At 69.0% G+C, this 26,519-nt stretch carries 27 protein-coding genes and 3 pseudogenes; 18 read left to right on the top strand and 12 right to left on the bottom strand.

All coding sequences use genetic code 11. From position 1 onward, the window contains the following. Positions 1-20: 20 nt before the first annotated feature. The 6 genes from F9278_RS22550 to F9278_RS22520 all read right to left on the bottom strand — a co-directional run bounded on the left by F9278_RS22550 (position 21) and on the right by F9278_RS22520 (position 5,334). A complete protein-coding gene (locus tag F9278_RS22550) occupies positions 21-722 on the bottom strand; it encodes an alpha/beta fold hydrolase (protein ID WP_152169962.1) in 702 nt (233 codons plus the stop codon). 921 nt (positions 723-1,643) lie between these two features. Continuing rightward, a complete protein-coding gene (locus F9278_RS22540) occupies positions 1,644-2,237 on the bottom strand; it encodes a GNAT family N-acetyltransferase (protein WP_226966864.1) in 594 nt (197 codons plus the stop codon). A 135-nt stretch (positions 2,238-2,372) separates the two neighbouring features. After that, entirely contained in the window at positions 2,373-3,203 is an 831-nt protein-coding gene (locus F9278_RS22535; protein WP_152169961.1) for a M55 family metallopeptidase, read from the bottom strand. A gap of 211 nt (positions 3,204-3,414) precedes the next feature. After that, on the bottom strand, positions 3,415-3,636 hold the full coding sequence (locus F9278_RS48760) for a hypothetical protein (RefSeq protein ID WP_193241588.1): 222 nt from the start codon (positions 3,634-3,636) through the stop codon (positions 3,415-3,417). 311 nt (positions 3,637-3,947) lie between these two features. After that, on the bottom strand, positions 3,948-4,571 hold the full coding sequence (locus F9278_RS22525) for an HAD family hydrolase (RefSeq protein ID WP_152169959.1): 624 nt from the start codon (positions 4,569-4,571) through the stop codon (positions 3,948-3,950). Between the two features lie 4 nt (positions 4,572-4,575). Further along, positions 4,576-5,334 (bottom strand): DeoR/GlpR family DNA-binding transcription regulator, encoded by a 759-nt coding sequence (locus tag F9278_RS22520; protein ID WP_152169958.1) that lies wholly within the window; start codon positions 5,332-5,334, stop codon positions 4,576-4,578. Between the two features lie 61 nt (positions 5,335-5,395). On the opposite strand from F9278_RS22520, the pseudogene F9278_RS22515 reads away from it, so the two are divergent. The 9 genes and pseudogenes from F9278_RS22515 to F9278_RS22475 form a co-directional block, all read left to right on the top strand. Next, positions 5,396-5,938: pseudogene (locus F9278_RS22515) on the top strand (MFS transporter); the annotation flags it as partial. A 28-nt stretch (positions 5,939-5,966) separates the two neighbouring features. Then, positions 5,967-6,548 (top strand): NUDIX domain-containing protein, encoded by a 582-nt coding sequence (locus F9278_RS22510; protein WP_226966863.1) that lies wholly within the window; start codon positions 5,967-5,969, stop codon positions 6,546-6,548. Positions 6,549-6,698: 150 nt separating this feature from the next. After that, positions 6,699-7,196, top strand: a complete 498-nt coding sequence (locus F9278_RS22505) for a hypothetical protein (protein WP_193241587.1) — start codon at positions 6,699-6,701, stop codon at positions 7,194-7,196. 134 nt (positions 7,197-7,330) lie between these two features. Next, entirely contained in the window at positions 7,331-8,095 is a 765-nt protein-coding gene (locus tag F9278_RS22500; protein WP_152169957.1) for a GNAT family N-acetyltransferase, read from the top strand. A gap of 158 nt (positions 8,096-8,253) precedes the next feature. After that, entirely contained in the window at positions 8,254-8,937 is a 684-nt protein-coding gene (locus F9278_RS22495; RefSeq protein ID WP_152169956.1) for a maleylpyruvate isomerase family mycothiol-dependent enzyme, read from the top strand. Between the two features lie 211 nt (positions 8,938-9,148). Beyond that, positions 9,149-10,087, top strand: a complete 939-nt coding sequence (locus F9278_RS22490) for a MerR family transcriptional regulator (protein ID WP_152169955.1) — start codon at positions 9,149-9,151, stop codon at positions 10,085-10,087. Positions 10,088-10,161: 74 nt separating this feature from the next. Beyond that, positions 10,162-10,731: a GNAT family N-acetyltransferase gene (locus tag F9278_RS22485; protein WP_152169954.1), complete on the top strand. Its 570-nt coding sequence runs from the start codon at positions 10,162-10,164 to the stop codon at positions 10,729-10,731. 214 nt (positions 10,732-10,945) lie between these two features. Continuing rightward, positions 10,946-11,734: a GNAT family N-acetyltransferase gene (locus F9278_RS22480; RefSeq protein ID WP_226967319.1), complete on the top strand. Its 789-nt coding sequence runs from the start codon at positions 10,946-10,948 to the stop codon at positions 11,732-11,734. Positions 11,735-11,739: 5 nt separating this feature from the next. After that, positions 11,740-11,976: a GNAT family N-acetyltransferase gene (locus F9278_RS22475; protein ID WP_152169952.1), complete on the top strand. Its 237-nt coding sequence runs from the start codon at positions 11,740-11,742 to the stop codon at positions 11,974-11,976. A gap of 520 nt (positions 11,977-12,496) precedes the next feature. Here the strand turns inward: F9278_RS22475 and F9278_RS48755 are convergent. From F9278_RS48755 to F9278_RS22460, 3 genes are all read right to left on the bottom strand, one after another. Then, positions 12,497-12,946, bottom strand: a complete 450-nt coding sequence (locus tag F9278_RS48755; RefSeq protein WP_404818935.1) for a DUF6907 domain-containing protein — start codon at positions 12,944-12,946, stop codon at positions 12,497-12,499. Between the two features lie 63 nt (positions 12,947-13,009). Next, on the bottom strand, positions 13,010-13,195 hold the full coding sequence (locus tag F9278_RS47270; RefSeq protein WP_226966862.1) for a hypothetical protein: 186 nt from the start codon (positions 13,193-13,195) through the stop codon (positions 13,010-13,012). A gap of 572 nt (positions 13,196-13,767) precedes the next feature. Beyond that, the gene (locus F9278_RS22460) at positions 13,768-14,064 is read right to left on the bottom strand and encodes a hypothetical protein (protein ID WP_152169950.1); all 297 of its coding nucleotides are present in this window, start codon (positions 14,062-14,064) and stop codon (positions 13,768-13,770) included. Positions 14,065-14,154: 90 nt separating this feature from the next. On the opposite strand from F9278_RS22460, the gene F9278_RS22455 reads away from it, so the two are divergent. Both F9278_RS22455 and F9278_RS22450 read left to right on the top strand, forming a co-directional pair. Beyond that, positions 14,155-14,358: a hypothetical protein gene (locus F9278_RS22455; RefSeq protein ID WP_152169949.1), complete on the top strand. Its 204-nt coding sequence runs from the start codon at positions 14,155-14,157 to the stop codon at positions 14,356-14,358. A 171-nt stretch (positions 14,359-14,529) separates the two neighbouring features. After that, the gene (locus F9278_RS22450; RefSeq protein WP_193241586.1) at positions 14,530-15,513 is read left to right on the top strand and encodes a LacI family DNA-binding transcriptional regulator; all 984 of its coding nucleotides are present in this window, start codon (positions 14,530-14,532) and stop codon (positions 15,511-15,513) included. A gap of 18 nt (positions 15,514-15,531) precedes the next feature. Here the strand turns inward: F9278_RS22450 and F9278_RS22445 are convergent, their stop codons facing one another. Both F9278_RS22445 and F9278_RS22440 read right to left on the bottom strand, forming a co-directional pair. Beyond that, positions 15,532-18,009 (bottom strand): alpha-L-rhamnosidase, encoded by a 2,478-nt coding sequence (locus F9278_RS22445; protein WP_152169947.1) that lies wholly within the window; start codon positions 18,007-18,009, stop codon positions 15,532-15,534. A 227-nt stretch (positions 18,010-18,236) separates the two neighbouring features. Further along, a complete protein-coding gene (locus F9278_RS22440; RefSeq protein WP_152169946.1) occupies positions 18,237-18,827 on the bottom strand; it encodes a TetR/AcrR family transcriptional regulator in 591 nt (196 codons plus the stop codon). A 165-nt stretch (positions 18,828-18,992) separates the two neighbouring features. Between F9278_RS22440 and F9278_RS48750 the strand changes: the two are divergent. Then, positions 18,993-19,379: pseudogene (locus F9278_RS48750) on the top strand (Scr1 family TA system antitoxin-like transcriptional regulator); the annotation flags it as partial. A 292-nt stretch (positions 19,380-19,671) separates the two neighbouring features. After that, complete coding sequence (locus F9278_RS22430) at positions 19,672-19,956, top strand: hypothetical protein (protein WP_226966860.1); 285 nt, start codon at positions 19,672-19,674, stop codon at positions 19,954-19,956. 114 nt (positions 19,957-20,070) lie between these two features. Here F9278_RS22430 and F9278_RS22425 read toward each other — a convergent pair whose 3' ends face one another. Then, complete coding sequence (locus F9278_RS22425) at positions 20,071-21,426, bottom strand: chloride channel protein (protein ID WP_193241585.1); 1,356 nt, start codon at positions 21,424-21,426, stop codon at positions 20,071-20,073. Between the two features lie 258 nt (positions 21,427-21,684). Here F9278_RS22425 and F9278_RS47260 point away from each other — a divergent pair. The 5 genes and pseudogenes from F9278_RS47260 to F9278_RS22400 form a co-directional block, all read left to right on the top strand. Further along, positions 21,685-21,942: pseudogene (locus F9278_RS47260) on the top strand (epoxide hydrolase N-terminal domain-containing protein); the annotation flags it as partial. Positions 21,943-22,345: 403 nt separating this feature from the next. After that, complete coding sequence (locus F9278_RS22415) at positions 22,346-22,810, top strand: hypothetical protein (protein WP_152169943.1); 465 nt, start codon at positions 22,346-22,348, stop codon at positions 22,808-22,810. A 3-nt stretch (positions 22,811-22,813) separates the two neighbouring features. Beyond that, a complete protein-coding gene (locus tag F9278_RS22410) occupies positions 22,814-24,457 on the top strand; it encodes a hypothetical protein (protein WP_226966859.1) in 1,644 nt (547 codons plus the stop codon). Positions 24,458-24,514: 57 nt separating this feature from the next. Then, the gene (locus F9278_RS22405; RefSeq protein ID WP_152169942.1) at positions 24,515-25,213 is read left to right on the top strand and encodes an ABC transporter ATP-binding protein; all 699 of its coding nucleotides are present in this window, start codon (positions 24,515-24,517) and stop codon (positions 25,211-25,213) included. Continuing rightward, positions 25,210-26,415 carry an FtsX-like permease family protein gene (locus F9278_RS22400; RefSeq protein ID WP_152169941.1) on the top strand — a complete coding sequence of 402 codons (1,206 nt, stop codon included), beginning with the start codon at positions 25,210-25,212 and terminating at the stop codon, positions 26,413-26,415. The genes F9278_RS22405 and F9278_RS22400 overlap by 4 nt, the downstream gene beginning before the upstream one ends. Positions 26,416-26,519 lie beyond the last annotated feature (104 nt).

Raw genomic sequence — 26,519 nt, 5'->3', positions numbered from 1 at the left:
CGACCGTCCTCTCGCGGCCATCAACGAGTGGCTGTAATCCCCCCGTCGGTTCCGCCCAGTGCGTCGGGGGCATCGAGCAGTTCCAGCACCAGGTCGATGACCAGCTCCGGCTGTCCGACAAACGGAGAGTGGCCCGTCTCCCACTTGCGAACGGAGGCGCAGCGCGCGGCCATGACCTGTTGGAGACCCGGGTCGATAGCCCGGTCCTCCGTGCAGACGACGTAGACGGAAGGGGTGTGCTTCCAGCCTTGACGTTCGGGGACTCCCCGCCCGCAGCCTGCCGCTTGGGCTCGTAGCAGTCCCACTGCCCAAGCAGCCAGGTGCTCAGGGCAGTCTGCATACAGTGCCTGCACGGCCCGGCTTGGGGCAAGGCGCGTAGAACCGTCTGCCTGCGGCTCGATGGCGGACTTCAACTGGACGGATGCATCGCCCAAGCTCGCCGCACTCTCATGCACATCCGGCACGAAGGCCGCCAGGTACACCAGACGCCCGACTCCGCGCAGACCGGTGATCACCGATCCCCCGTAGGAGTGGCCCAGAACCAGGGGAGGCTCGGCTAGCACGTCAACGACGGCCTGCACCGCCGCCGTATCCGCAGTCAAGGAGCCCCGGTGCAGTTCGGGAGTAACCACGTCCACGCCTGCCGCTCGCAGGCCCTCAGCAACCTGGATGAAGTGCTCAGGCTGGTGATACAGGCCGTGAACCAAAACCACGCTGGCCACTTGGTCAGACTCCCCGGGTCGACTTGTCGAAGGAGGTGATTCTGGAAGCCTAGCCTCGACAGTGATCCACTTCCGATACACGCCCTAACCCTGCGACTCGGAGGGCTCGACGGCTCTGCTCCCATGATCATCTCCCCCGCCTCGCCGTGATGCGGAGAGTGCCAACATTCTGAAGCAGCCCTCTGGGGGCCCTGGCTGCCTTGAAACCGATCAGTCGTGCTTGGGCTTCCGAAGCTGTCGCCGGCAGATGAGACTGTAGGCCAGGGAGACGAAGGCGTCGTGGAGTTCGGTGCGGCTTTCTCAGCGGACAGCGAGCCTCAATCAGATGCGGAGCGGTTCAGATGACCTCCGTCCGTATCTGCCTCCTCCAGGGCATGAACGCCTGGTTTATGCCGCCATCTCCTGGAAGGCCGATTTATGCCCTTTGCGGAATATATGACCAGTTCAAACTGCAGCGAGGGGCGGGGGGCGGTGCAACACCACTGTTGCCTCGCTGTGACCCATGTCAGAAGCCATCCGCTTCCGAACGCGATCGTTTGGTGAGGCTGGGCTGACATGAACTCCGGTTGTCGGCGGGAGAGATGGGCGCGGCTTGTCCATTCACGTCGCTTGCGGAAGTGGCTGATGCCGTCGGTGCTCGATCTGCTGGAGGCCCGGGAGAAGAAGATGCGCACGGCGGCGGGAGGAGGCCGAGCGGGTGCAGGCCGCGCTCGGTGAGGCGGAACGCGCACTTCGGCGTCTGGTGGATGCCCGGGTCAGGGTGGCCGTGGTGCTGACCGAGCCGACCTCCGCGGCAGCGGGGCCAGCGCCAAGGCCGGTGGCGGGATCGGTGGTGCCGCACCGGATCGAGGGCATGGCGGCGTCCGGCCTGGCCCCGGATTGCAAACGCATCGTGGATGGTGGAGGCTCGCGCCCTACTTTTCAGCGTGGGTCAGAGAGAGGAGACCGGGCCTTGAATGAGTGCAGGTCGGCTACGGCGAGGGTTTGCTCCGCGTCATGCGCCTTGAAGGTGCCGATGCACTGGAAGCCGAGGCGGATGGCGAGCTTGAGGGAACGCTCGTTGGCCGTCTGGGTCACGACCAGGACCGGCTGGTCGGGCAGCTCACCGGCGGCGGCGCGCAACATAGCCGTGGCGGCCTCGAATGCCAGTCCCGCACCCCAACTGCCGCGCCGGAGCAGGTAGGTCAGCTCCAGCTCCGAGCCTTCCTCGGTGACGTGTCCGGGAAGGTCGGCGGAACGGCGGTCGAGTACGAGTGTCCCGATGAACCGGTCAGTTTCCTTGTCGGCGATGACGTAGGTACCGGGCTTGGCGGCAATGGCGCTGATGCCATTCGCGTCGAAGTACTGCTCGACGACGCTACGGGGCCGCGGGCCGCCGAGGTGGGCACGGACCTGTGGATCGGTCTGGAGCTCGATGAGGCCGTCGATGTCGGCAGTGTGCGCTTTTCGCAGCTGGAGACGATCCGTGGTGATCTCCGTGGCAGACAGTGTGGGTGGTGCGTTCATGAGGTCCATTGTCCCGGCTCCTTGGATCGAGCCACCACTGCAGGGACGGCGGTCAGCTGGCCTTCGGGGATGCGCGGTTGGGGCACTTCCTGCACGAGGGAGGTGTCTCGGCGAGTGCAAAGTCGTCGCACTGCACCGACGGCTTCAGCAGTAGGGCGCTTGGCTGGTGAGAGACGCCGCTACCCGCATCCATATACCGAAGAGGCGGTACAGGGCGGGCAGTTCGCCTGTTGCCTGGGTGGTTCTGCTGTCTGTCGTGGTGACCCCTGGGATTCCTGCCAGAGTGGTTGCCACGGATGTCGACTGCCATCGCACAGCCAGGGTGGACTGCTCCCTGGTGGCTGCGGCTGCTAGCGGCCGTGTCGAGAGCACGGTGGCGACGGCCGCTTCGATGTCCTGGTGCGCTTGTGCCATGGGGCGTAGATCTGCCGCGAAGCGACCGTGCGCGTGCTTCACGGTCACGGTGGTGATCGAGTCGTCCCAAGCCGTCGCTTCCGCGCAGGCGATGTCATCACCGGTGAGCGCGACCAGCGGGACGCCGAGTGCTGCCGCTGTGGCCTGGGCGAGCCCGATTTCTCCCACGGGCCGGTCGTTGAGCCACATGTCCTCGATCTCGTGGCCCATGAAGCTGTGGCTCAGCACGCCAGGAGATCCGGCCCGGGAGTGATAGCCAATGCAAACCATGGCATCGTGCCCTGGTTCGAGGCCGGCCAGCATGCCCATGGTCTTGGGTTTGCCCCTTACCAGGCGTGCTGCCGGATGCAGGGTCTCGGGGAGGAGGTTGCGCATCGGACCGTGCGCGTCGTTGACGAGGATGTCGGTTGCCCCGGCTGCGAGTGCGCCGCGCACTGCGGCGTTGACGTCCTCGGCCATGAGCAGACGCCCACGTTCGTAGTCCCGCCCGTCCGGCTGGACGTCGGCGGCGTCGACGAGGCCGGTCACGCCTTCCATGTCGGCGCTGATGTAGATCCGCATGCGTGTACCTCTCGGCCTTCTGGTCAGTGATACGAGGGCTGGTCTGCCGCCGTCCGGCCCGCGCCGGGGCCGTGCTCGAGGTCTGGTTACTGGGCCTTCTGCAGGAAGGCGCGGGCAACAGGGCCTGCGTCCCGTCCGCCCAAGCCGCCGTCTTCGAGTAGCAGGGCCCAGGCGAGGTCCTGGTCAGCTTGGAATCCGATCATCCAGTGGCCTATGAGGGGCGCAGCAAGTTCGTTGTCCGACCGGAGACCGGCCCTGGGCAGTGGAGCCGTGCCTGGGCCACGGTGGGCAGCGAACACTGCAGGCGCAGCGTCCAGGTCTGTACGTCCCGGGCCTCGGTGGGTGCCGCTGCGACGCGGGGCAGGGAGATCTCCCGGTCCACGACCTTGCGGTTGGTCGGCAGGTCGAGTCCGAGTGCGCGCAGGGTGCGCACGAGAGCCAGCCGGGCGACGGCACCGTTTCGTAGAGCCGGTATGCGGCCGGCCTGAGGTCGGCCGGCGTCACGATCCGGGAATCGGAGTAGAACCGGATCGCCCTGACCATGAGGGCGGTCCGCTGGGCCAGTGCACCGATGGGAAAGAGGGTGTCGCTGTTCATGGGGACCCACCCTGGGGTCTCCCCATACGGGAGACTCAAGTACAACTGCTGCATGAAGTGGACCGTGCCGTTGCCAGATGGCGTCTTCGGACAGGAACTCTCTTGGGATTTCCGGAGCGCGATGGGTGCCGGTGACGGGTCCGAGAGTCATGGTCGAGATGACTCAGCTTCGCTCTGGGCGAGGCGTTCTCTCAGCCGGGCCGCGGTGGTGAAGAGGTGCCCCCGCATGCCGACGGCCTCGGCCGCCCGGATGTTGTCCTGACGGTCGTCGACGAAAAGGACGCGGTCCGGTGGCACCCGCAGGGCACGCTGGCACCACCGGTAGGCGTCCGGGTCGGGTTTGGCCCGGCCGATGCGGCAGGACAAGGCGCGTACCTCAAAGCGATCGAACCAGGCGTGGCGTACTTCGTAGTGGCTGGCCAACTCTCCGGGGATGTTGGACAGAAGCGCGATCCGCCGGTCCTGCGCGGCGAGTTCCTCGACGAGGTCGACCATGGTGTCGTCGACGCCGCTCCAACTGGCGATGTCGGCTGCGACGAGGCGCTCGATCTGGTGGTCGTCGAAGCAGGTGCCCAGGGTCTTGGCCACCCTGCGCCAGTAGCCGGGGCCGTTCACCTCACCGCGGTCGTACGGCGGACGCTGCGTCCAGTAGGCGTCCCAGAAATCGGGTGCAGGTATGCCCGCCGTCCGGACGATCCGGTCCTTGCCCTCGGCGGACTGGAGGCGCGCGATGACGCCGAAGAGATCGAAGAGAAACACAGCGCCGGTCATGAGGTCACACCTTCCGTATGGTCACGCCCGCCGCGCTCAGCCGGTCGGTCTGGTCGTCGGGAGCGGACTCGTCCGTGACGACGGCGTGCAAGGCGGAGGCCGGGGCGACGAAGCCGAGTGCGGTACGCGAGAACTTGGCGGCTTCCGCGACAGCGATGACCCGGCAGGAGGAGGCGATCGCCACACGCTTGACGGCGGCGTCGTCCAGGTCATAGGCGGTCAGGCCATTTTCCGCGTCCAGTCCGCAGCAGCCGATGATCGCGGTGTCGAAACGCAGGGCGGCCAGCGACGCCGTGGTGAGTGGACCGGTCAGCGCCAGCTCGCCCGGCCGCGGTCGGCCGCCCGGAACCAGCAGAGTCAACTGCGTGGCTCCAGCCAGCGCGTTCACGGCGTGCAGGGACAGCGGCAGCACGGTGAGCCGTCGGTGCTCCAGGGCGCGGGCCACCTCCAAGCACGTGGTGCCGCTGTCGAGGACGACGGACTCGCCGTCGGCGATCAGCCGGGCAGCCTCGGCGGCGATGCGCCGCTTGACCTCCAGCCCCTCCTGGGCCCGCAGCGCGAAGGGCGGCTCCTCGCCGCGCAGCAGCAGGCTCCTGGCTCCCCCTCGATAGCGCTCGAGCACCCCCTGCGCGGCCAGGACTTCGAGGTCACGACGGACGGTCATCTCCGAGGCGCCGGTGAGCCCGGCCAGTTCCGCGACGCCGATGCTGCCGGCTTCCCGCACCGCGTCGGTGATCTGCCTGAGTCGATCTGTACCAGCCATATCCGGATTGAACATCAAGGCTGTTCGAAAGGCAATCTTTCGAAAAGTAATCATGTTCTATATGTTCGATGTATGGGACAAGACCTGCAGGCCCGGCCGGCTGGCCACCTTCGCCTACTTCTCTCTGAACGGCTCCCTCATGGGGATGTGGGTCGTCCACATCCCCGGCATCGGGCACCGCGCAGGAATCAGCCATGCTGTGCTCCTGCTGCTCCTGCTGCTCCTGCTGCTCCTGCTGCCCCTGGGCGCGGGAGCCTTCGCCAGCATGCAGGCGGTCGGCCCACTCGCCGACCGCTTCGGGGCCCGCACCGTCGTCCCGCTCAGCCCGGCACTGTGCAGCGCGGCGGTTGCCCTGCCCGACCTCGCGACGAACATCTGGACGCTGGGGGCCGCGCTCCTGGCGCTCCGCGTCGGCAACGGCTGCCTGGATGTCAGCATGAACGCCCATGCCGTCCAGATCGAGCGCGGTTACCGGCGGCCCGTCATGTCCGCCTTCAACGCTGCCTTCTCCATCGGTGGTGTGCTCGCCGCGCTGGCGGGATCCCGCACGCTCAGCCTGGGCTGGAGCCCTGCGGTAACTCTCGGGGCGGTGGCGCTCGGCGGCCGCGACCGTGATCGGCTAGCGTCTGCGCATGCATACGGAGACATCTCAACCAGCGCTGCCCGAACATGAACTGGTGGCCACCAATACCACTGTCGTCTACACGAACCGCTGGATGACCGTCCGCGAGGACGAGACCCTGCGACACGACGGTGTCGAGGGCATCTACGGCTTGGTGGAGAAGCCTGACTTCGCGCTTGTCATCCCGTACGCCGACGGCGGGTTCCATCTTGTCGAGCAGTACCGGTATGCGGTCAAAGGTCGCTACTGGGAGTTCCCTCAAGGCTCCTGGGAGGACAAGCCGGACGCGGACCCACTCGCTCTCGCACGCGGTGAACTCGCCGAGGAGACGGGGCTGACCGCTGGCGCCATGACACCGCTGGGGCACCTGTTCGCGGCATACGGATACTGCAACCAGGGCTTCCACGTTCTTCTCGCAACGGACCTCACCGCCGGCGAAACCAACCTCGACGAGACGGAAGCGGGCCTGGTCAGCCGTTGGTTCTCCGAAGCGGAGGTGTGGCAGCTCATCGCCCAGGGCCGCTTCAAGGACGCCCCCTCCATCGCGGCCCTGGCCCTCTTCCAACACTATCGCGCAGAGCACGGTGAATAACTGACGTCAGGGCCACGCTGGGCGAACCGGGCAGGGCCCGACAGATCAGGCAACGGCCCCGGCAGTGGGCAGATGTGAAGCCCCGCCACGTGGTGGAGTACCTCGCGCGCCTGCTCGTTAGTACTGCGTTGGTTTCGCGAGCGCGGCTGCGTGCACTTCCTGGCCGGGGACGCCGGCGATTCCCAGGCCACCGGTTACCGTTACCTCCACGAAGGCATCGATGTCCTCGCCGACCAAGCTCCAGGTCCTGCACGAAAGGTCCTGGACCGCTGCCGACGTGTAGGCGTCACCCACGTGATCCTCGACGGCACGCTGATCGAACCCGACCGCCTCACTCGCGTCCGCGATAACAGCAACGACCTGTTGTTCAGCCAGAAACGCAAGGCGTTCGGCGGCAACGGGCAGTTTCTCGCCGTCCCAGACGGCACCCCGCTGTGGGTCTCCGGGGTCGAGCCCGGTTCCACCCCCGACATCACCGCCGCCCGCATCCACGCCCTGCCCACTTCTACACCAGCCCGCCGCCCGAAGGGCCGGTCCGAGCAGGCCCTGCATGCGGACACACAGACCACGAACAACCTCATCAGAGACCTCCGTGCACTCGGCGAACGCGAAGCCGCCGTGCTCAAACAACGATGGCGGACTCTGTAGCACGTCACCCTCAGCCCCGCCGGGTCTGCAACATCGCTCGCACTGCCCTCGTCCTCAACCAAATCCGGAAATGATCACCCCTGAGAAAACGTCAGTTACTACGAACGCCGAAGATCCCCGGAAAGGCATGCCTGGTGGAAGAGCTTGTACGACTCGGTGACATCGAGCAGGCCGCGGCCGGAGACGGGCGGCCGATCTGGGCCGCCCAGGGGCGGCACGACGGCAGTCTGGGGCCGGGCGTGCGGGCCTGGCGCCACGGAAGTGCCCTGGCGGTGGCGAGTCCAGACCTCTCGCAACGGGATCGGCTTGCGATCCAGGGCGACCGAACCGATGCGATCACCTTGGTGCGGCGAGTTATGGATGAAATCGGACCATCATATCGCCCCTTCGCAGAGGCACCCTTGATCGATGCCGTGGTGCGGCAGATACCCGGCCTCGTGCCGATCCACGAATTCTTCTGGATGGAGACTGCGTCCCGGCCCGGTACTGCCCCTGCAGGCGTGCAATGGTTGGAAGCTCGACAGGAGAAAGCAGCTACGGCCCTCTTCGATCGCTTCTTCCCTGACTCATACGCGCAACCGGGCCGCATCGGCGTACGCCGATGGGCCGGAATCCTCGGCAGCCTGGAAAGCGGCGCAGCCGCGGAGCCCTTGGCGGTCGCGGCCGATGCGTGGTCAGCAATCGGCTGCGGGTACATGGCCGGGGTATGCACTCACCCCGCAGCCCGCGGACGCGGGCTGGCACAGGCCGTCTGTGGCTTCGTCCTGGACGATCTGGTCCACCGGTACGGACGGGCCGCGCTCATTGTGGATGCTGCCAACACGTCGGCGATCGCCGCGTACGAGTGCCTCGGCATGACCAAATACCTCTCCGGAGCGGCGCGCTTCTCTCCCCGGTGAGTTCGAGGTGCACCGCCGGCCCCCCCACAAGTCGCACCAGGCACTGAACCGCGGGTTCCGCAACGGCGACTGCCGGTTTTCCAACGTCAGCTGGTTGACCAGGCGACCAGCATGGCCGACCGGGTGTCTGATCGCGCCCGGTTGGTAGCGTCACAGGTATGAATCAGGACCGTGTGCTCGAAGCGTTTCGTCGGGAATCCGGGGCGCTCACTGATGCAGTCTCAGGACTGTCTGAGGCCGAGTGGAACCTCCCGACACGCTGCACCCCCTGGACCGTACGCGACCTGCTCGGGCACGTGTCCGTCGTGATCGATTGGCTTCCGGGCATGCTGGACGCCCCAGCACCGAGTGAGGCCAAGGTTTCCGCAACGGAGTACTACCGTCCGGACGACCGGTTTTCACCCCGGACCAACAGTGCCCGGATCGCTCTGGCTCAGGACCGGGCAGCAGAATCCGCTGACGGTGCCGCTTTTGCCGACGATTTCGCCGCGATCTGGCGGCGAGTCGACCGGCTGTGCCGGGTCCAGCCGGCCAGCCGTACCGTGCGCACGCGTCATGGTGACGCCATGCTCTTGTCGGAGTTTCTGCTCACCCGAGTCGTTGAAGTCGCCGTCCACGGCCTCGATCTGGCTGATGCAGTTGGACGCGAACCCTGGCTCACCTCGTCGGCCGGTGACGCCGTGCTGGAGCTGCTTCTCGGCGCAGAGCAGCTGGCGGCCGCCGACAAATTGGGTTGGAGCCAGCCGCATTTCCTGCGCAAAGCCACCGGCCGCGAGCCGTTGGACGCATCAGAAACCGCGCAGATCGAACAGCTCGGCATCCGATGGCTCGCCCTGGGCTGACACCTGTGCTCGGCTGCAACCCCTCCAAGTTCACCTGTTGCCCACCTGAGCGGTCAGCTCTATTCGTAGATCGGCTCAGTGGCCCCGCTCCTCTCGCCACTGGGCGCCGGGGTGTTCGCGCTTTCCAGAACTAGAAGGCGAGCAGGAGGGAGCGTGGAGACGTAGCCGCAGACTTGAGTCTCCTGCAGGGGGAGACAGGAAGGTGGGTCTCATGGATGGCGGCACCCTCTACTCGATCGGTGAACTGGCCCAGCGCACCGGGCTGACAGTCAAGACGATCCGGTTCTACTCCGATCGCGGCATCGTGGCGCCGGCCGACCGTACCCACGCCGGCTACCGGCGCTACGCCTTGGATGCCGTCGCTCGCCTTGCCCTCGTGCGGACACTGCGAGAACTGGGACTCGGCCTCGACATGATCCGGCGGGTCGTGGATCAGGAACTCACGCTCAGCGAAGTCGCCGCGGAGCACGCCGCCGCACTGGACGTACAGATCAGCATCCTGCGTCTGCGACGGGCGGTGTTGACGGCCGCCGCCGAACGCGAGCCCACCCTCAAGGAGATGGAACTCATGCACCAGCTGGCCACACTGTCCGAAGCCGAACGCCGGCGCTTGATCGACGGCTTCCTCGACACCGTCTTCGACGGTCCGCACAACGGCTCCCGCCATGCCGCAGCTCGGCGGTCCATGACGCCCGAGCTCCCCGACAACCCCACAGACGATCAGGTCAGGGCGTGGATAGACCTGGCCGAATTGTCCCTGGACCCGGATTTTCGCGCCAGTGTGCGGAGCCTTGCCGAAGACCATGTGGCCGGCCTACCTGACGGCGCCACCACGCCACCGCGCCCGGATATGGTCGCCATCACCCGTGATCTCGTGGGACCAGCCGTCGCGTGCGGCATCAGCCCGGATTCGCCCCAGGCCGATCCTGTCGTCGCGGCGCTCACCGCCCACTGCGCGCTCGCCCACGGCCGCCCCGATGACACCGAGCTGCACCGATGGCTGCTGCACCGTCTGGAAGCCGCGAGCGATCCGCGCCGGGAACAGTACTTCCAGCTGCTCGCGCTGATCAACGGCTGGCCGGCGCCGGAACGCCTCGCCCCGGTGATCGACTGGTCCGTTACAGCTCTGCGGATACGGGCGGCTCGATGACGCAGCGGCCGCACAGCCCCGCCGCACAGCCAGACGAAGCACTCAAGGCCACTGTGGCCACATACTCTCGACCGATGGACAAGATCGCGGCACGACTGAGGGCAGACGCCACACCGTCGGCCCCAGCCCTCTTGCTGCGTCCCTGGAGCCGGGCGGACGCTCCCGACCTGGTTGAGCTGTATCGGGATGACGCCCTGCGCCGCTGGACGAACTCAGCGGTGAACGACGAGGCGAGCGCGGCACGGTGGGTTCAGGACCAGCAACGGGGATGGGAGACGGGAGACCGTTTCGGATTCGCCATCGTGGAAACGCAAGCTCCGGGTACTGACGGACAGTTGACTGGTCACGTGGTCCTCAAGAACGTCACCTTGGGCGCTTCGTCCGCCGAGGTCGGCTACTGGACCGCGGCACATGCGCGCGGCCGTGGAGTGGCGCCCCGAGCACTGCAGGCGCTCACGGACTGGGCCTTCACCGCCTTCCCCGGTGACGGACTGACGCGCCTTGAACTCCTGCACCAAGTAGACAACACAGCGTCATGCTGTGTCGCGCAGAAGAGCCGCTACGAACTGGCCACGCTCCTGCCCGCGGCACCGCCCGCATACCCCGTTGCCGGTCACCTGCACGTACGGACGCGCGACATCTGACCTCTACAGAGGGCGCCCGTCGAATCCGTGAGCGCGAGCTCGATAGGCCCGTGTAGATCAAGGTGACTGTGTAGGTGCCGTGACCGGATAGGTGCACCGGTTGCCTCCCGATCGTTCCAAAGAGTCGCCGGGTCCGCTCCTTCGGTCCTTGCTCGATTGGAGTTGCTGAGTGGCCTGGTCAAGTGGACCTGTTCTGCGTACCCAGAGGCTTGTGATGGAGCCGATCCGTCGCGAGGACAGTGACGATCTCTTTGCGGCTGTGGTCAGTCAGGACAGCGTCATGCGATGGCTGGCGACCGGCCGGGCGGACAGCCGATCCGCGGCCGAGGCCATGTGCGACGGCCACGTCGCCCACTGGACCAGACACGGCTATGGCGACTTCGCGGTCAGGGATGCCGCAACGCATGCGTTTCTCGGCCGGGTGGGACTGCGTAATCGGGCCCAATACAGAGTCGACCTCGGTTTCGCCCTGCACCAACGGGCGCAGGGCCGCGGGGTTGCCGGCGAGGCGGGCCGCGCGTGCCTGGACCTGGCATTTCGCCGCCTCTCGCTCCCTGTCGTTTTCGCGTTCGTCCTGCCCGACAACATGGCCTCGATCGCGGTACTGCGCCGCCTGGGCGCCCAGGCGGATGGGACTGTCCAGTCCAGTGGCCGGCACTGCCTGCGCTACCGGTTCGACCCCGCTGCCATGGCCGCTGCGGAGCATGTGGTGGACGACGCTGGTGCGGACCTCCAGCTGGTCCACGCGCCGGGCCCCGGTTCTGCGGATGACAGATCCGCACTCCGCGATGGCCTGCCCGACCCCTTCGGGGTGAACGGGCTCGGTCTGGTGTGGGCCGACAATCAGAACACCCTCACCGCTGTCTCCGAAGGCCGGCCGGTGGCATCCGCAGGATGGCTGCTGCGGGACATGGCCTTCGATGGATTGCCGCGCCGCGCCGCAGGGCTGGGCGGTGTGCTGGTGCACCCTTCATATCGGGCCGGGGCATCGCCCGGACGGTGATCAGTGTGGCGGTCGAACACGCGCGAGCGGCCGGCGCCGAGACGATGATTCTGCTGTGCCGCCCGGTTCTCGTCCCGCTCTACACACAGCTGGGATGGAGCCGGCTCTCCGTGCCCGTCACCGTCCAGCAGCCCGACGGCGCGCGGTCCTCGCCACTGACCACGATGATCTATGACCTGGCCGGCCTGCCTCATCCCAACATCAGTGCGGACCTGCGGGCCTGCCCTTCTGATGCGCGCTGAGCAGGAATCATCGTGCGGTCAGAAGTAGGTGACCGCCGCCGTGTCCGCTGTCATTGCGCGACAGCAAAGGCGACAGGTCACCTGGTTACTCGCCGACCGCCCCGGTTCAGGACTCTCCGTCGAGCGGTGTCTGGCAGGCGCCGCCGTATCTGCCGCAGGCTGAGACGACCAGGCGGCAGCGACGCTGACAGGGCTGTTCAGACGGCTTTTCTGCGTGAGCGATGCGTGAGCGGACGGATCCGCATGGGCCATCACGGAGAAGACCGCGTCACGAGTCACATCAGTCCTGACCAGGTGGTTCCGGACACCGAAGAACCGTCCGGAACCACCCGGCAAGCCTTGGCCAGGACTTTTAATCCATTGGTTGTGGGTTCGAGTCCCACAGGGCCTACCGAGGCCAGGGCCGATCTGCGGTTCTGACCAGCGGTTTCGTGGCCCCGACCAGTCTTCCTGGCCGGGGCCACGCCATGTGTGGAGTCCGTCTGCGTGAGCGGGTGTGCCGACAGGCAGCGTGGCTTGTTCAGCCGCTGCCTCCTTTCTCAGGGGTCGCCGCCGCAGGCATGCCCCCCTTTGCGGCATCGAAGGCGTTGGTGAGACCGTCGAGGCGGTCGGCAAGTTCCCGGAGCCGATCCGCGTGTGCCGTGGGGGTGTCCGAGAGGCGGCGCAAGTCGTCGGACCCATGCGGATGCCAGTCGCCATCCATCTCGACGTTCATGAAGGGGGCGTGACCGGGTGGGCGCTCGGTGAAGGGGCGCTGTTCGAAGCACGCACGCAGAACCACCGGCGTGCCACGGCTCGTTGAGACTGTGAATTCGCAGTCAGGGCTCGCGTGCGTGATGTCGACGCGGTAGCCGCCGGGCTGATGCTCTTTCTCGCTTCCCGCACACCAGTCGGGTTCCCAGACGGTGACGGGCCCGTGGTCGCACGTGGGGACAGTCACTGTCCGGGACGAGTTGTCATGATCCGGCATGAGCTCGTTTGCTGGTTCCGGTGGTCATCGGCCCTGCGCTGGTGTTGGGGTGGGGATCCCGGCTCATTCCTCGTTCAGGAGTTCAGCCGCGGCCTTCGGATCCATGAGGGTCGACCAGGCTTGCTCGGCGGGAAGAAGGGGGCGGCTGGGGAGGGCGTACTCGGGGTACCAGACGGTGGGATCGCAGCCGGGGACATGGCGCAGGATCACCGCGATGAGATCGTCGGGTACGGAGCCGGTGATGCGCACCGCAACATAGGTCTCATGGCCGTCGTCGGCGCGTACGAGGATGCCGAGGCGAAAAGTGGGAAGGTCGGCGGCGTGTTCATGCCCGTCGTGCAGTGATCCACGAGCCAGCTCCCGGATAGTCGCGGCGAGATGGCGGACAAGCCGGGCACCGGCTTCGAGTTGGTAGCGATCACGGTCGTTCTGGTCAGGGAGGAGATGCCCGACGTACGTTGTGGTGCTCAGGGGCTGGCGGTTGTCGGCGTTGTAGCGGGCTCGTGCAGCCCTCGCGGTTGTCTCCAGGGCTGAGTAGAAGTCGTCTGGTGACCCGTCCTCGCGTTGCCCGGCAGCGATGAGCCAGGGCAGATCCTCGTCGGTCCAGACCGCTCCGCGCCAGCGTCGGACCTTGGCTTTGAAGAGCCCTCATCATCGACCGAGCGGATCCGCTCATGTCCTGCCTCGTCGTCGGCGAAGTGTTCCCGGGCCTTGGCCAAGATCGGATGATCCAGTTCGTCGAGCGGTTCCCGGGCTGACGGAAGCGGTAGTTTCAAGTCCTCGCGGAGTGCGCGGAGGGTGGGTCGAGCGGGCCGCACGGATCAGTCGTCCTCGCCTACTCCGCCGAGTTCCTTGATCCGCTCCGGTGACAGTCCGGTGAGCAGCGAGACGCTCGATTCCACGGATCCGTCAAGCTTGCGCATCTTCTCCAGCATGTTGGCCCGAACCTCCTCACGGCGGATCTCCAAGTAGGTTCGGACGGCCTCCGCGACCAGGTCCTTCTTCGTCATCCCCAGAAAGTGGGCGCCGTCCGCGATCAGCTCGTCTATGGCCGCATCGACTTTCAACGGTGCTGTCGTCCGGGTTGTCCGACTGCGGGCTTCCTCTGTGATCCTCATGCTCACACCCTCTCTCTGGTACCAAAAGATACTCCTATTCTTCTCTACTTACGAGTGATAGGTGGACAGCGAAGCGCTTGCTCGACCTGCTTGCCCTTGCTCGAAGCGGCGCACGACGCGCTGCTCACGCACGGCATCGGCTGCCCGGACTGCCGGAAGTTCCGTGACGAGGACGGGAGGTCCACGGGCCAGTGCCCGACGCTGGACGCCCTGGCCGAGGAGTACCGCCGGGCACGGCGCGATGCCCGTGAGGAACGGCGTACGACCCGGCCCGGTCCGTCCCCCCGCCCTTGATGGACTGGACGGACCAACCCGGCTCAGTCCCGTACTCGTCTCCCCCCCCAGGACCCGGTCGTGCCGGTCGGCTCGGTGTGTGCGGCGTCGGGCGGCGCATACTCTGGCCGGAGACGAGGAAGAGGGGCTGGACGAGTGGGTGCCGGGGTACGCCGTCCGACGATCCGGGACGTGGCCAAGCTCAGCGGGGTGTCCGTGGCCACGGTCAGCTATGTGCTGAACGGCAAGGAGTCCCAGTCGATCAGCGAGGAGACGAAACTGCGGGTGGCCGCGGCGGTCTCCGAACTCGGATACGTGCGCAACCCCGTGGGTACCGCCCTGCGCCGCGGGCACTCGAACGTCGTCCTGGTGGTCCTCGACCCGACGTTCGTGGGGGATGTCAGCGAGCGCTGGAACGGCGCGGTCATCGGCGCCCTGTCCGACCTCGGATACACCGTCGTGACGCACACGCTGCGCCAGGAGGCGGAGGCGGAGGCGGAGGCGGTGAAGGTGGTGGGGTCGTTGCAGCCCTTGGGCGTCGCCCTGTTCGCCTTCGTGACCGTACGGACCCATGAGGAGATGCGTGCCGCCGGCGCCCGGCACGTGTTCGGTTTCCCCGCCGTCGAGGCCGACCCGGACGCGGCGGACCGGCCCTGGGAGCGGGCGATCGGCCGCGCCCAGGTGGCCCACCTGGCGGAACGCGGTTACGGACGGGTCCGGTACGCGTTCCCGGAGCCTTCGACCCGGCGTGTGGTGGCCGAGCACCGGCTCCGGGGGGTGCGGGAGGAGTGCGGGCGGCGGGGGATGCCGGAGCCCGAGGTGTTCACCCTGCCTCTCGACCGGCCACGGGCGGTGGCCGCCCTGTCGGCGCTCGAACCGTCGCCCGGTTCGGCGATCTGCGCGGCCGACGACCGTCACGCACTTGCCGTACTGGCCGCGGCCTCGGACCTGGGTCGGCTCGTCCCGTCGGAGGTGGCGGTCATCGGCGCCGAGGACACCGTGGAAGGCGGTCTGGCGCTCCCCGCCCTGACGACGACCCGCCTGGTCGATTCCGACGGTCTCGCGGGGCTGCGCGTCTGGCTGGAGACGGAGCTGAGCGGTGAGCGGACTCCGCTCGGCCGCGCGTTCTGGGCGAGCGCGGCCTCGGCGGAGGTCGTCGTACGCCGGTCCACCTGAAGGGGCCGTCCGGTCGGGTCAGGACACGTGGAACACGTGCGTCCCGCCCCGCACCCGGTAGACCACATGGCCGTCCTTCCGTTCGACGCGGGTCGCGCCCCGATCCGCGGTGACGCTCCGCGCACCACCGTCCGGGAGCGGGACCCGGACCTCGGTCGGTGTCCGCGCGGGCACCTTCACCGTGAGCGTCAGCCGGCCCTTCTCCTGGCGCCAGCCGGCACCGACCTCGCCGCGCGGGGTGGTCACCCGGGCCGAGGCGTGGCGCAGGCCGTCCGGTACGACCGGTGCGATCAGCACCTCGGCGTAGCCGGGAGCGGCGGCCCGGATGCCCGCCAGGTGCTGGTAGAACCAGTCGTCCACGGTGCCCAGGAAGGGGTGGTTCATCGAGAGGTCCTTCTTGGTCATGGACCAGGTCTCCCACGAGGTGGTGGCGCCCTGCTTCACCCAGTAGCCCCAACTGGGGTAGCTGGTCCGGGTGGCGATCCGGTAGGCCAGGTCGGCGCGGCCGTGCCCGGTCAGGACGGGGAGCAGGAGCTTGGTGCCGATGGCCCCGGTGTTCAGGTGGTCGCCCCGGTCGGTGATGTCCTTGACGAGGTTGGTGAAGACCTTGTCCCGGTGTTGGTCGGGGACCAGCCCGTACGCAAGGGCCACCAGGTTGGAGGTCTGGCGGTAACCGGCCTCCACGGGGGTCCGGTAGACGCCCGCGTCGGCGTCGAGGAACTTCTCGTTGAACTTCTTCGCGAGGGCGTCGGCCATGGTGTCGAACCGGGTGGCGTCGCCGGAGTGACCGAGTTCCCTCGCGATCCCGGCCAGGAGACGGGCCTCGTGGTAGAGGTCGGCGTTGGCCGTCAGCAGGGAGCCCTCCGGCGGCCTGAGGGCCACGGTGGCGGCGTTCTCCGCGCCGGGCGGTGACCAGTCGCCGAAGGAGAAGCCGGTGTACAGCCCGTCGGTCCCGGCGATGGTGGTGCGTATCAGGTCGAGCCAGCGCGCCATGGCCGGGTAGTTGTCGACGAGCACGCCGGTGTCGCCGTAGTGCTGGTAGTGGGTCCAGACGGAGGAGATCAGCGTGCCCGACCAGGACGGGTCGTTCCACAGCGGGAAGCCGCCGGGGTTCGGGGCGATCACCGGCAGGCTGCCGTCGGCCCGCTGGGATTCCCGGAACGTCCGCAGCCACTGGCGGTACAGGCCCTCGACATCGAAGTTGAGGGCCGCCGAGTCCAGATAGAGATAGGCGTCGGCCGTCCAGCCCTGCCGGTCCCGCCAGGGGGTGTCGCTGGGGATGCCCCACATGTTGTCCAGGAGGGACGCGCGCTGGATGGCGTTGATCCTGTTCAACAGCGGGTTGGCGCTGTCGAAGCGACCGGTCGACGCCACCGCGGTGTGCGCGACGCGGGCCTCGATCCCGAACGAGGTCAGCGGCGCCGAGGTGGTCACCTCGACATAGCGGAAACCGTGCCGGGTGAAGCTCGGTTCCCACGTCTGCGTTCCCTTGCCCTTGCCGCCCAGGGTGTAGGAGTCCCGGTGGGTGACGGCGGCGGGGCCGAGCATGGCCGACTGGAACACGGTGCCGTCGTCGTTCAGTTGCTCGCCGTAGACGAGGGTCACCGTCGTCCCGGCCGCGCCGCCGACCTTGATACGGGCCCAACCCGCCGTCGTACGGCCGAAGTCGTAGACCTTGGTGCCGGTCGTGAGCCGCGTGACGCCGACGGGGCCGAAGGTGTCGGTGACCTTGACCGGAGGCATGTCGGCGGGCACCACGCGCTTGGTCGGCGCGGGCTGGACGCGTGCGGTCTCCCAGGCCGAGTCGTCGTACGAGGCGTTCGTCCAGCCGGGGCTGGCCAGGCGGGCGTCGTACGACTCACCGAAGTACAGGGCGTCCCGGGTGGGCCCGTCGGTGATCCTCCAGGTGCCGTCGCTGACGACCCGCTGTCTGCTGCCGTCGCCGAAGACGATGTCCAACTGCGCCAGCAGCCGGGGCTCCTGGGTCCAGGGTGCCTTCGACAGGCCGAACAGCGTCGTCGGCGTGGTCTCCGGGGTGCTGAGGAAGCCCCGCCCCAGGGTGACGGCGATGGCGTTGTCCCCGCCGCGCAGCGACTTCGTGACGTCGAAAGAGCGCGAGAACGCGGTCTGGTCGTAGGCCGACGGCGGCGGGTCCAGGACCTGGTCACCGACCCGGTGGCCGTTGATCCACGCCTCGTAGTAGCCCATCCCGACGATGTTGAACCTGGCCTGCTTGACGCGCTTGCCCAGCGTGAACGCCCGGCGCAGCAGCGGGACGGGGTTCTGCTTGCCCAGCTCGGGCGCCGCCGAAGGGGTGTCCCGCCCGATCCACTCCGCCGTCCAGTCGTTCCCGGCGGACGGCGGCGAGGACGCGGCGGTGGACGCGGACATGGACGGTGAGCCGTGGGCGAGCCCCGGGCTCACCACGCCGATGACCACGGCCGCGGCGGCGGAACCCACCACCTGGCGACGCGTGGCCGACCTGTTGAGAGACATGCCGTTCCCTCCCTGTCAGTGAACCTGTCCGGCGCGGTACTCCGCCGTTTTGGAACGTTTCGGCGAACGGTAGTGAGGGGCCACGATGTGAGTCAATAGGGTTACTTAAACGTTTCTAGCTGCCAAGATCAGGATGCATAGCTGACTGTTCGGCGCACACCGGGCAGCACGGACGCCGGATGTGCCCACCTGACGGGTCAGCCGAATAAAACGATTCATCACGCCCGTCAGCCGACGGGTACCACGCGGGCGGCGAGGATCGCGGCGGCGAGCAGTTCCTCGCGGGGCGCGTCGGCGGCGGCATTGACGGCGAGGCCCTCGGCGGTGGCCATGAGGAAGCGCGCCAGGGCCTTGCAGTCGGTGTCCGCGGGCAGGTCTCCGTCGGAAACGGCCAGCTCGAAACGGTCCTGGACGGCCTGCCGGTAGTCGTTCCGGGCAGCCGCCAGAAGCTCCACGATCGCACGGCCGTCCTCGCCGGAGGCGAGTCCCGCCCGCACGGTCAGGCAGCCACGGGGCCTGCCCGGCATGGTGTACGCCTCGACCAGACCGGTCAGCAGCCTTAGCGCCACCTCGTGCGCCGTGGGCTGCGCCAGCGCCTCGCGCGACAGCGGTGTACGCGCCTGGGCGTAGCGGTCGAGGACCTTCTCGAAGAGCTGCCGCTTGTTGCCGAAGGCCGCGTACAGGCTGGGCGGCCTGATGTCCATCGCCCGGGTCAGGTCGGCGATCGAGGTGGCCTCGTAGCCCTGACGCCAGAACAGTTCCAGGGCCACGTCCAGCGCGACCCCCTCGTCGAAGGCGCGTTTGCCTCCCCTGGGCATGGCTTCCCCTCCCTCGTCCGGCTCCGCCGCGGGCGCCCGTCGCACGATTGCTTTAGTGGTCGTTACAGTGTAGCCGTCCACCGCTTTAGCGATCGCTACACGGAAGGGGTGGAAGGGCGGGTGCCGTCGTGGGCGAGCTGGACGGCACGAGCGCGCCCGTCACCGATGGCAGCGGCGGCACCGGTCCGGCCGGGAGGAACTGGCCAAGGTCCGGGCCGAGTTCGGCGGCGACGTCACAGCCGTACAGGTCGCGGCGACGTCACAGCCGTACAGGTCGCGGCGACGTCACAGCCGTACAGCTCGCGGCAGCACCACAGCCGTACCCGCCACTTCCGTGTGTACGCCTCCCACGTCATGCCGGGCCATCTGCAGACGCCCGGCCACGCGACGGCGCTGATGCGGACGATCGCGGGCTTCCGCGGTACTCCGGACGACGTGGCCGACGCGGTCGGGGTCCGCATGCGCCGCGCCCGTGTCATCCACGAGGGCGACCACCGGTTCGCGACTCTGATCGAGGAGAACGTCCTCCATCACCGGGTCGCCGACTCGGAGGTGATGGCCGCTCCCGCTCCCGCTCCCGCTCCCGCTCCCGTCCCCGCTCCCGCTCCCGTCCCCGCTCCCGTCCCCGCTCCCGCTCCCGCTCCCGTCCCCGCTCCCGCTCCCGTCCCCGCTCCCGTCCCCGCTCCCGCTCCCGTCCCCGCTCCCGCTCCCGTCCCCGCTCCCGCTCCCGCTCCCGCTCCCGCCCCCGCCCCCGACCACTCGCCCCCGACCACTCGCCCCCGACCACTCGCCCGCGCTCCGGCTTCTGCCCTGGCTGTCGTTCGAGGGGAAGCCCTGCTTTCTGGTGACCGACCACAATGGTGGCCGCCTCTCCCGTCTCGCCGACGAACTGGAGATCACCCAGCTCTCCACCGGCACCGACGTACTCGACCTCGCCCGTACGGTGCTGGAGGACCCGGCCTCGTCGTACACCGAGGTCCGCCACGCGGGCATCCGTCTCGCCGAGTGCCTGACGGACGCCCTGCGCGTCGCCGAGTCCAGGGGATTGCGCCTGCCGGTACCGGACACCGAAGCCACCGAAGCCACCGAAGCCACCGAAGACACCCACGAGTCGACGGCGTCGAAGTGACTGACGTGTCCGAAGCGACGGGACGCGGGATGTCGGCGTAGCCCGCGAATGCTCAGCCTCCGGTTCCTGCCGGCCGGTACCGCGCCGAACCGGCCGGAACCGGAGACCGACAGCTCACACCCGCGGTCGCCCCGCCCCCGACGGCTCCTGCCCCGTCCCCTTCCCCGGCGTCAACCGCGCCGTAGCGACATACGACACCACCACCGCGACGATCACCAGCGGCATGACGGTGACCCCCCGGTCCCCGATCAGCAGGGTGGCCAGCAGGACGGAGACGAGCGGAAGCTGCAGCATCGCGGTGCTCATCGCCCCGATGCCCATCGCGAACCCCGCGATCAGGCTGAGCCCCGGCAGATGGGAGCAGAGGATGCCGCCCGCCGCCCCCACGAACATCGCGGGAAAGATCGGGCCTCCCCGGAACGCGCTGAGCGACACGCAGTAGGCCAGGCCCTTGCACAGCACCAGCAGCGCCAGCGCCCCCACCGAGTACGCGGCGCTGTGCGTGAGGAACGGGTCCAGCGCCGTCTGCCCCGAGTACAGGACGTCGGTCGCCGGCTTGCCGCTGGCCTCCGCGTAACCGATCGCCAGTCCCGCCACGACCAGGCCCATCACCACCGTGGCCGGCAACCGCCGCCGCTCGACCCGCGTCCGGAGCCGCACGGCGAGCCAGCGGATGCCCGCTCCCACGAGCGCGGCCGACAGCCCGATGACCAGGGCCCAGCCGAACTCCGCCGCCGTCGGGCGGGTGGCCTCGGGGACGTCGTGCAGGGTCAGCGAGTAGGTGCCCAGCCCGGTCCAGGACCCCAGCCCGACGAAGATCAGCGCGCCGACGCCCGCGGCCAGCAGACCGGGCACCAGCACCATCGCCATCATCGGCCCGCCCAGCCCGGAGGCCTCCATCAGCAGGAACGCCCCCAACAGCGGCGACCCCAGCAGCGAACTGACGGCCGCGAAACTGCCCGCCGCGCCCAGCACCGCGCTCATCCGCTCCGGCGGGTCGCGTCTGACCAGCCGTACGGCACCGGCGGCGAGCCCGCTGCCGAGCGCCAGCAGCGGTGCCTCGGGCCCGAGGACGGCGGCGAAGCAGAGCGTCGCCAGCGCGGCGGCGAAGATGCCGGGCAGTTCGACGGGGGTGGGCGCGCCGGTCGCCTTGAACCCGGCGGTCGGCTCATGGCCACCGTGCCCCGGCAGGTACTGGACCGTCAGCGCCACGAGCAGTCCCCCGACGGCGAGCAGCGGCACCGGCCACCACACCGGCGTCCCGTCGAACCCGAGCGCCTCGGGCAGATCCGTGTAGATCAGCGGCTGGACCTCACCGACCAGCGCGAGGAAACCGAACGCCACCGCGGACACCGGTACGCCGATCAGCGCGGCCATCAGCAGCAGCACCAGATACGCGCGGCTGCGCAGCAGCCTCATCGGATCAGGGGGCGGCGCGGCGGCCTCGGACCCTGTCGTGCCGACCGGCATGCGCATTGCCTCCTCGCACTGCCTCCTCGCGGCGCGCATGATGCGAGCGGCGCGAATCCGAGCGTGGCACGCGGTTCCCGGTCGGGCATGTCGGTGCGGCCCATGCGGGTAACTCCTACGACTCCGACACTCTGCCCATGTCGACGACAGAGAGGAAGAAGAGGAAGGGAAGGGGAAGACGGAAAAGGGCAGGGCGGGGAGGGGGCGGCGTATGAGTGAGCCCTCGCAGACAGGGTCCGACGCCACGTCCGTCCCTTCCTGCTGGACATCCCGCAGGCGGACCTGGACGACCTGGCCGTACGGCTCGACGCCACCCGGTGGCCGGACCAAGCCACCGCGCCCGGCTGGTCGCAGGGCGTGCCGCTCGCGTATCTGAAGGAGCTGACGGCGTACTGGCGTACCGCCTACGACTGGCGGGAGCACGAAGCGCACCTGAATCGCTTCCCCCAGTTCATGACGGTGATCGACGGCGCGGACGTCCACTTCCTGTACATCCGCTCGCCGGAACCGCCGGCTGGTCAGAATTCCCCCGAGGTGGCCACTTCGCGGCCCTGGAACAGCCGGAACTGTTCACGGCCGACGTCCGCACGTTCTTCCGGGGGTTGCGGGAGCCGCGGGGGCTGCGGGGGTGCCGGGGCCGCGCTGACGACGGTCGCCATCACGCTCAGGTGTGAACAATGCCGACTGGCTGGTGGCTGAAACAGGTCAGGTGTCCTTCCGTGTGCGGCTGTCCATGACGGGGGTTGCCTGCCTTTGACGGTCCTTTCCTTGGGTGAGCCACGCGAATGCGCGTCGCTTTTCGGTCACTCTTCAGTATTTGCGCAACATATACAGTTCGTCGCCTGGTTGGGATGACATGTCTGCATGTGCGAGGCCGTGTGGTGAGGCCTGAGGCGTGCGGCGAACGGGGGAGGGGCGGATGAAGAGGATCCTGCTGACATCGGGGCTCGTCGGGACGCTGTGGGTGGGGTCCGCCGTGCCGACCATGGCTATTTCGGATGCCGGTTCGACGCCACTACCCGGTACGGGCGCGCGGGTCGAGGTCAGCGCGTGGCAGTGCAACGCCTACGCCGACAAGTGCTCCTTCAAGACGTCGACGAAGACGATGAAGGGCGGTGCGAAGTACACGGTCAGCAAGATCAGCAACACGGCCACGGTGAAGGCCAACGGCTGGCAGGCGACCCTCGCGCTGAGTCCGAGCGGTACGTCGGTGAGCGAGAGCACCCGGCAGGTCAGTTGGACGAACAAGAACACCTGGATCGCCGACATCAGCGGTATCGCCGACCCGGGAGGATCGCTCAACACCAGCATCACGACCTGCTCCGACGGCGGCGCCTTCAAGTCCGGTGTGAAGGCGTTCGCCTCGGCCTGCGCCAACGACTGAGCCGTGGGGACGCACGTGGATCGTCGTGGCCGGGTTCTCGTCGCCGTGGGCGTGGCGGCCGTCACCGCGGTGCTCGGCGCCTCGGTGTTCGGCGGCGGGCCGGTGGACCGGCCCGTGCCACCCGGCGGTGCCCTGGCCGGACAACTCGACGCTCTGCGCGGAGCGAACGATCTCGTACGAGCCACCCGTACCGACGTCGGGCGGGATCCCGCGCTGTACCCGACGGCGTACGGACGGCTGGAGGCCGCACTCGCGACGCGGCACCGCGGAGGCGCCGACGCACGCGGTGTGCCCGGGATCCGGCCCGCCCCGCTCGCCGACCTCGCCCGTAGCGACGTCCTGGACACCCCGGCATGGCGGGCCCATTACGTGTGTCTCGCCCTGAGGGGGACGGGACCGGCCGTGAGCGGCGGCGCGGTGGCCGTGCTGGAACGGGCCGGGCTCCGGAAGCGGGCCGGACGCGAGGCGCTCGGCTACCTGCGGGCGCCGGACGCCACGGATGACGCCCTCACCTCGCTCGCCACACGGGCCGCCTTCCTCCAGACCCTGACCTGCCTGGGACGGGACGGCGAGGTACCTCGGGCCACGGTGCGGGCCCTCGCCGCGGACACCGCTCGTGCCGGTCAGGCCGTGCCGGCGCTCTACGCGGTGGAGGCGTTGCGGGCAGTCGGCGTACGGGCCCGTGCGACGCGCGTGCTTCGGGGCGCCGATGCGCGACTGGCAGCGGGTTGCACCGGTGCCGACCCCATCCAACGGGCCGCTCTCACCCTGCTGCGGCAGCGGCTGACTCAGCGGACGTACGACTGTCTCGTGCCGTCCTTGTCGGACTCGGACACACAGACGCGGTGGCTGGTACGCCGTGCCCTCACCGTCGGAGGTGAGGGCGGTGACACGGCGGGCGGCACCGCCGGTTCGCTCCCCGAGCCGATCGGGCGGGTCCGGTCCGACGGTCTCGTCGCCAAGTCACCGGCCCAGCTGGGGACGCTGACCGCCACGTACAACGCCGCGCGGGCTCTCACGGCCAGTGCCCAGCAGAAGCGTACGCCGTACTGGCTCGAACGGCGGTTGACGAGGATGGGTTCGGACACCGGCCTGGAACCGTCCGACCGGCTGCTCCTCGCCATGACGTGCCACCGGCTGGCCCTGACCTGTGGGCCCCAGGCCGACATGGGGGCGAGGGAGGCCGCTCGGCTGAGGGTGCCGACGCGTCTGACGGCGGAGAACGAGCGCCGTTGGTACGGAGTCATGGCGGCCCGTGCGGAGTTCGGGCTCGGTTGTGGGCGTACGGCCGTCGACTTGCCGGAGCGCGAGGCCGGCGACTCGACGGCCCTGTCCGCCCGTTCGCTGCGCATCGTGGTCGTGCTCGCGGACGCCGGATGCACGGCCCAGGCGGAACGGCTCACCGAGGGGACCCATCTCGTCGCCCAGGCGCGCGAGTCGCTGCGCGAAGGGGACCTGCCGACCGCCTCGGACGCGGTCCAGGCGGCCCTCGTCTCCGAGCAGAGCATTCCGCAGGACCTTTGGGATGACCTCCCCGGGCTCCTTCGGCGCTACCGCGACACGAGGTTCCCCGACCTGTACGCGTCCTCGCCGGGCGGAACCGCTTCGGCGGACGCCACCAGGGCCGCGTACTACCTCCTCGCCTGACCCTGAGCCCACCCACATCCGGTTTCCGTCCGCCCCACCACAGAAGGACGTCGCCCCATGAACACCGCCTCCCCACCCGCCGTCGTGGCCGAAGGGCTGGCCTTCAGCTATGCGTCCGGCGGCGGTCTGACCCGCGCGGATCTCACTCTCGGCGCGGGAACGACGGCCGCCGTCGAGGGACCGTCCGGTTCCGGCAAGAGCACGCTCCTCGCGCTGCTCGGGCTGATCCTCTCCCCGGCTGCGGGCTCCCTGCACATCACCGGGACGGACACCGGGGCGCTGGCCGCCGCCGACCGGGATCTGCTGCGGAGGCGGTCGATCGGCATCGTTCTGCAGGATCTGGGTCTGCTGCCGTTCCTCAACGCCTGGGAGAACGTGGCTGCCGCATTCGGCCCCCGGCTCACCCGGCACCGCACCGCGGCCCATGCGCTCCTAGGCGACCTGGGCATGGCGGACCTGGCCGACTCCCGGGTCACCGAACTCTCCGGCGGGCAGCGCCAACGTATCGCCGTCGCGCGAGCGGCCGTGAAGCAGCCGGTTCTCATCCTGGCCGACGAGCCGACCTCGGGCCTCGACCCCAGGACGGCGAACTCGGTGATGGACGCGCTGCGTTCGTGCGCGGAGCGGGGCGCGGCCGTGCTGCTGGTCACCCACGACCCGGCGGTCGCCGGGACCTGCGACCTGCGCCATGTGCTCGACGCGGGGGTGCTGTCGGCCCTCGAACCGCGCAACGCCCATGAGGGGAGCCTCGGATGAGCCGTTGGAGCCTTCACACCTGGACGCGCGACGGGCGCTCGCTGCGCAGGGCGCTGCCGACGCTCACGGTCCTGGCCGCCTTGTTGACCACGTCCGCAGGGGTGGCGGCGGGGGCCTCCGGCGCCGTGGAGCGGGACGTACTCGGGTCGGGTGGACTCACCCAGATCGAACTGTCCTCGTTCGAGGGAGACGCGTCCGTCCGGTCCCTGACCACCTCGGCACTGCGGGACGCCGCGCACGTCCCGGGCGTACGGCGGGTCGTCGCCGACTACCCGTCCGTGCTGTACGCGGAGGAGGACGGGACGTACGACCTGGCCGGCCACACACTGACGCCGGGGGACGACCTGCCCGTGGTGAAGGGGAGGATCCCGGCGGCCTCCACCGGCCTCGGCCGGGCGGAGGTCGTGTTGCCGACCGCCGCGCAGGGGACCGACTTCGCCGCGCTCCTCGGTCGTACGGTCGCCTTCGGGTACACGAAGGCAACGGGGGCCGCGTCCGGCACCACCGAGGTCATCAGGCTGAAGGTCGTCGCCCTCTACGACCCCGCCTGGCAGGCCGACGGCCCCGACGTCGCCTATCTGTCGGAGGAGACGGCCGCGCTGCTGGCCGCGGCACGGGCCGGGCAGACACCGGAGACCTTCCGGGCGCGAGAGGGCGCGCAGTCCGCCGTCGTGCTCGTCGGGCACCAGAGCCGGGTGGCCGCGGCCACCCAGTCGCTGCAGAAGAAGGGGTTCTCGGCGTCGCCCGTGTCCGATCGCGTACGCAACCTGCCCGGCCTCTTCGGGGTGGCGGATCTCGCGATGCGGATCGGGGTGCTGGTGCTGGCGGTGGGTGCCGTCGCGCTCGGGACGGTTCGGGCGGCGGACAGCACACGGGCCCGGATCGGGCAGTTCGCCGTCCTGCGGATCCTCGGCTCCGGGCGGCCCGAACTGCGGCGGATCCTGCTCGGTGAGGCCGTTCTCTCGGGCGGGGTGGCCGGGGTGGTGGGCGTGCTCGTCGGTACGGGCGCGTCCGTGGCGCTGGCCGGTCCCCTCAGCGACCTCCTCGGCCTGCCCATCGGCCGCGCGGACGCCCTGCCCGGACCGGCCTGGGCCGCCGCCGCACTGCTGCTGCCCGCCGTCGGGCTCGCCGCCGGAACCCTTCTCGGCAGCCGCGAAGTCCTCCGCCGGGACCCCTACCTCACGGCGCGGGCGCACGCCTGACGGCACGGTCCCGTCTCCGTCCAGGGACAGAGACGGGAGCCCGGCCCGGGAACCTTCCTGGCCCTGTGATGCGTCCGAGCGCACAGTCAGGTGCGGATTTCGTG

Origin of the sequence: Streptomyces phaeolivaceus, from assembly GCF_009184865.1 — a bacterium.
Lineage (GTDB): Bacteria > Actinomycetota > Actinomycetes > Streptomycetales > Streptomycetaceae > Streptomyces > Streptomyces phaeolivaceus.
Note: the sequence above shows the minus strand (reverse complement) of the source record. Positions and strands in the feature narration are given on the sequence as shown.

Excerpts from the sequence above, each read along its gene's own strand:
- F9278_RS22495 (WP_152169956.1), top strand. The coding sequence starts at position 8,254 with ATGAATCAGGACCGTGTGCTCGAAGCGTTTCGTCGGGAATCCGGGGCG.
- F9278_RS22510 (WP_226966863.1), top strand. The coding sequence starts at position 5,967 with ATGCATACGGAGACATCTCAACCAGCGCTGCCCGAACATGAACTGGTG.
- F9278_RS22445 (WP_152169947.1), bottom strand. The coding sequence starts at position 18,009 with ATGTCTCTCAACAGGTCGGCCACGCGTCGCCAGGTGGTGGGTTCCGCC.
- F9278_RS22480 (WP_226967319.1), top strand. The coding sequence starts at position 10,946 with ATGGAGCCGATCCGTCGCGAGGACAGTGACGATCTCTTTGCGGCTGTG.
- F9278_RS22405 (WP_152169942.1), top strand. The coding sequence starts at position 24,515 with ATGAACACCGCCTCCCCACCCGCCGTCGTGGCCGAAGGGCTGGCCTTC.
- F9278_RS22540 (WP_226966864.1), bottom strand. The coding sequence starts at position 2,237 with ATGGACCTCATGAACGCACCACCCACACTGTCTGCCACGGAGATCACC.
- F9278_RS22415 (WP_152169943.1), top strand. The coding sequence starts at position 22,346 with ATGAAGAGGATCCTGCTGACATCGGGGCTCGTCGGGACGCTGTGGGTG.
- F9278_RS22520 (WP_152169958.1), bottom strand. The coding sequence starts at position 5,334 with ATGGCTGGTACAGATCGACTCAGGCAGATCACCGACGCGGTGCGGGAA.
- F9278_RS48755 (WP_404818935.1), bottom strand. The coding sequence starts at position 12,946 with ATGCCGGATCATGACAACTCGTCCCGGACAGTGACTGTCCCCACGTGC.
- F9278_RS22460 (WP_152169950.1), bottom strand. The coding sequence starts at position 14,064 with ATGAGGATCACAGAGGAAGCCCGCAGTCGGACAACCCGGACGACAGCA.
- F9278_RS22400 (WP_152169941.1), top strand. The coding sequence starts at position 25,210 with ATGAGCCGTTGGAGCCTTCACACCTGGACGCGCGACGGGCGCTCGCTG.
- F9278_RS22425 (WP_193241585.1), bottom strand. The coding sequence starts at position 21,426 with ATGCCGGTCGGCACGACAGGGTCCGAGGCCGCCGCGCCGCCCCCTGAT.
- F9278_RS22485 (WP_152169954.1), top strand. The coding sequence starts at position 10,162 with ATGGACAAGATCGCGGCACGACTGAGGGCAGACGCCACACCGTCGGCC.
- F9278_RS22525 (WP_152169959.1), bottom strand. The coding sequence starts at position 4,571 with ATGACCGGCGCTGTGTTTCTCTTCGATCTCTTCGGCGTCATCGCGCGC.
- F9278_RS22440 (WP_152169946.1), bottom strand. The coding sequence starts at position 18,827 with ATGCCCAGGGGAGGCAAACGCGCCTTCGACGAGGGGGTCGCGCTGGAC.
- F9278_RS22535 (WP_152169961.1), bottom strand. The coding sequence starts at position 3,203 with ATGCGGATCTACATCAGCGCCGACATGGAAGGCGTGACCGGCCTCGTC.
- F9278_RS22490 (WP_152169955.1), top strand. The coding sequence starts at position 9,149 with ATGGATGGCGGCACCCTCTACTCGATCGGTGAACTGGCCCAGCGCACC.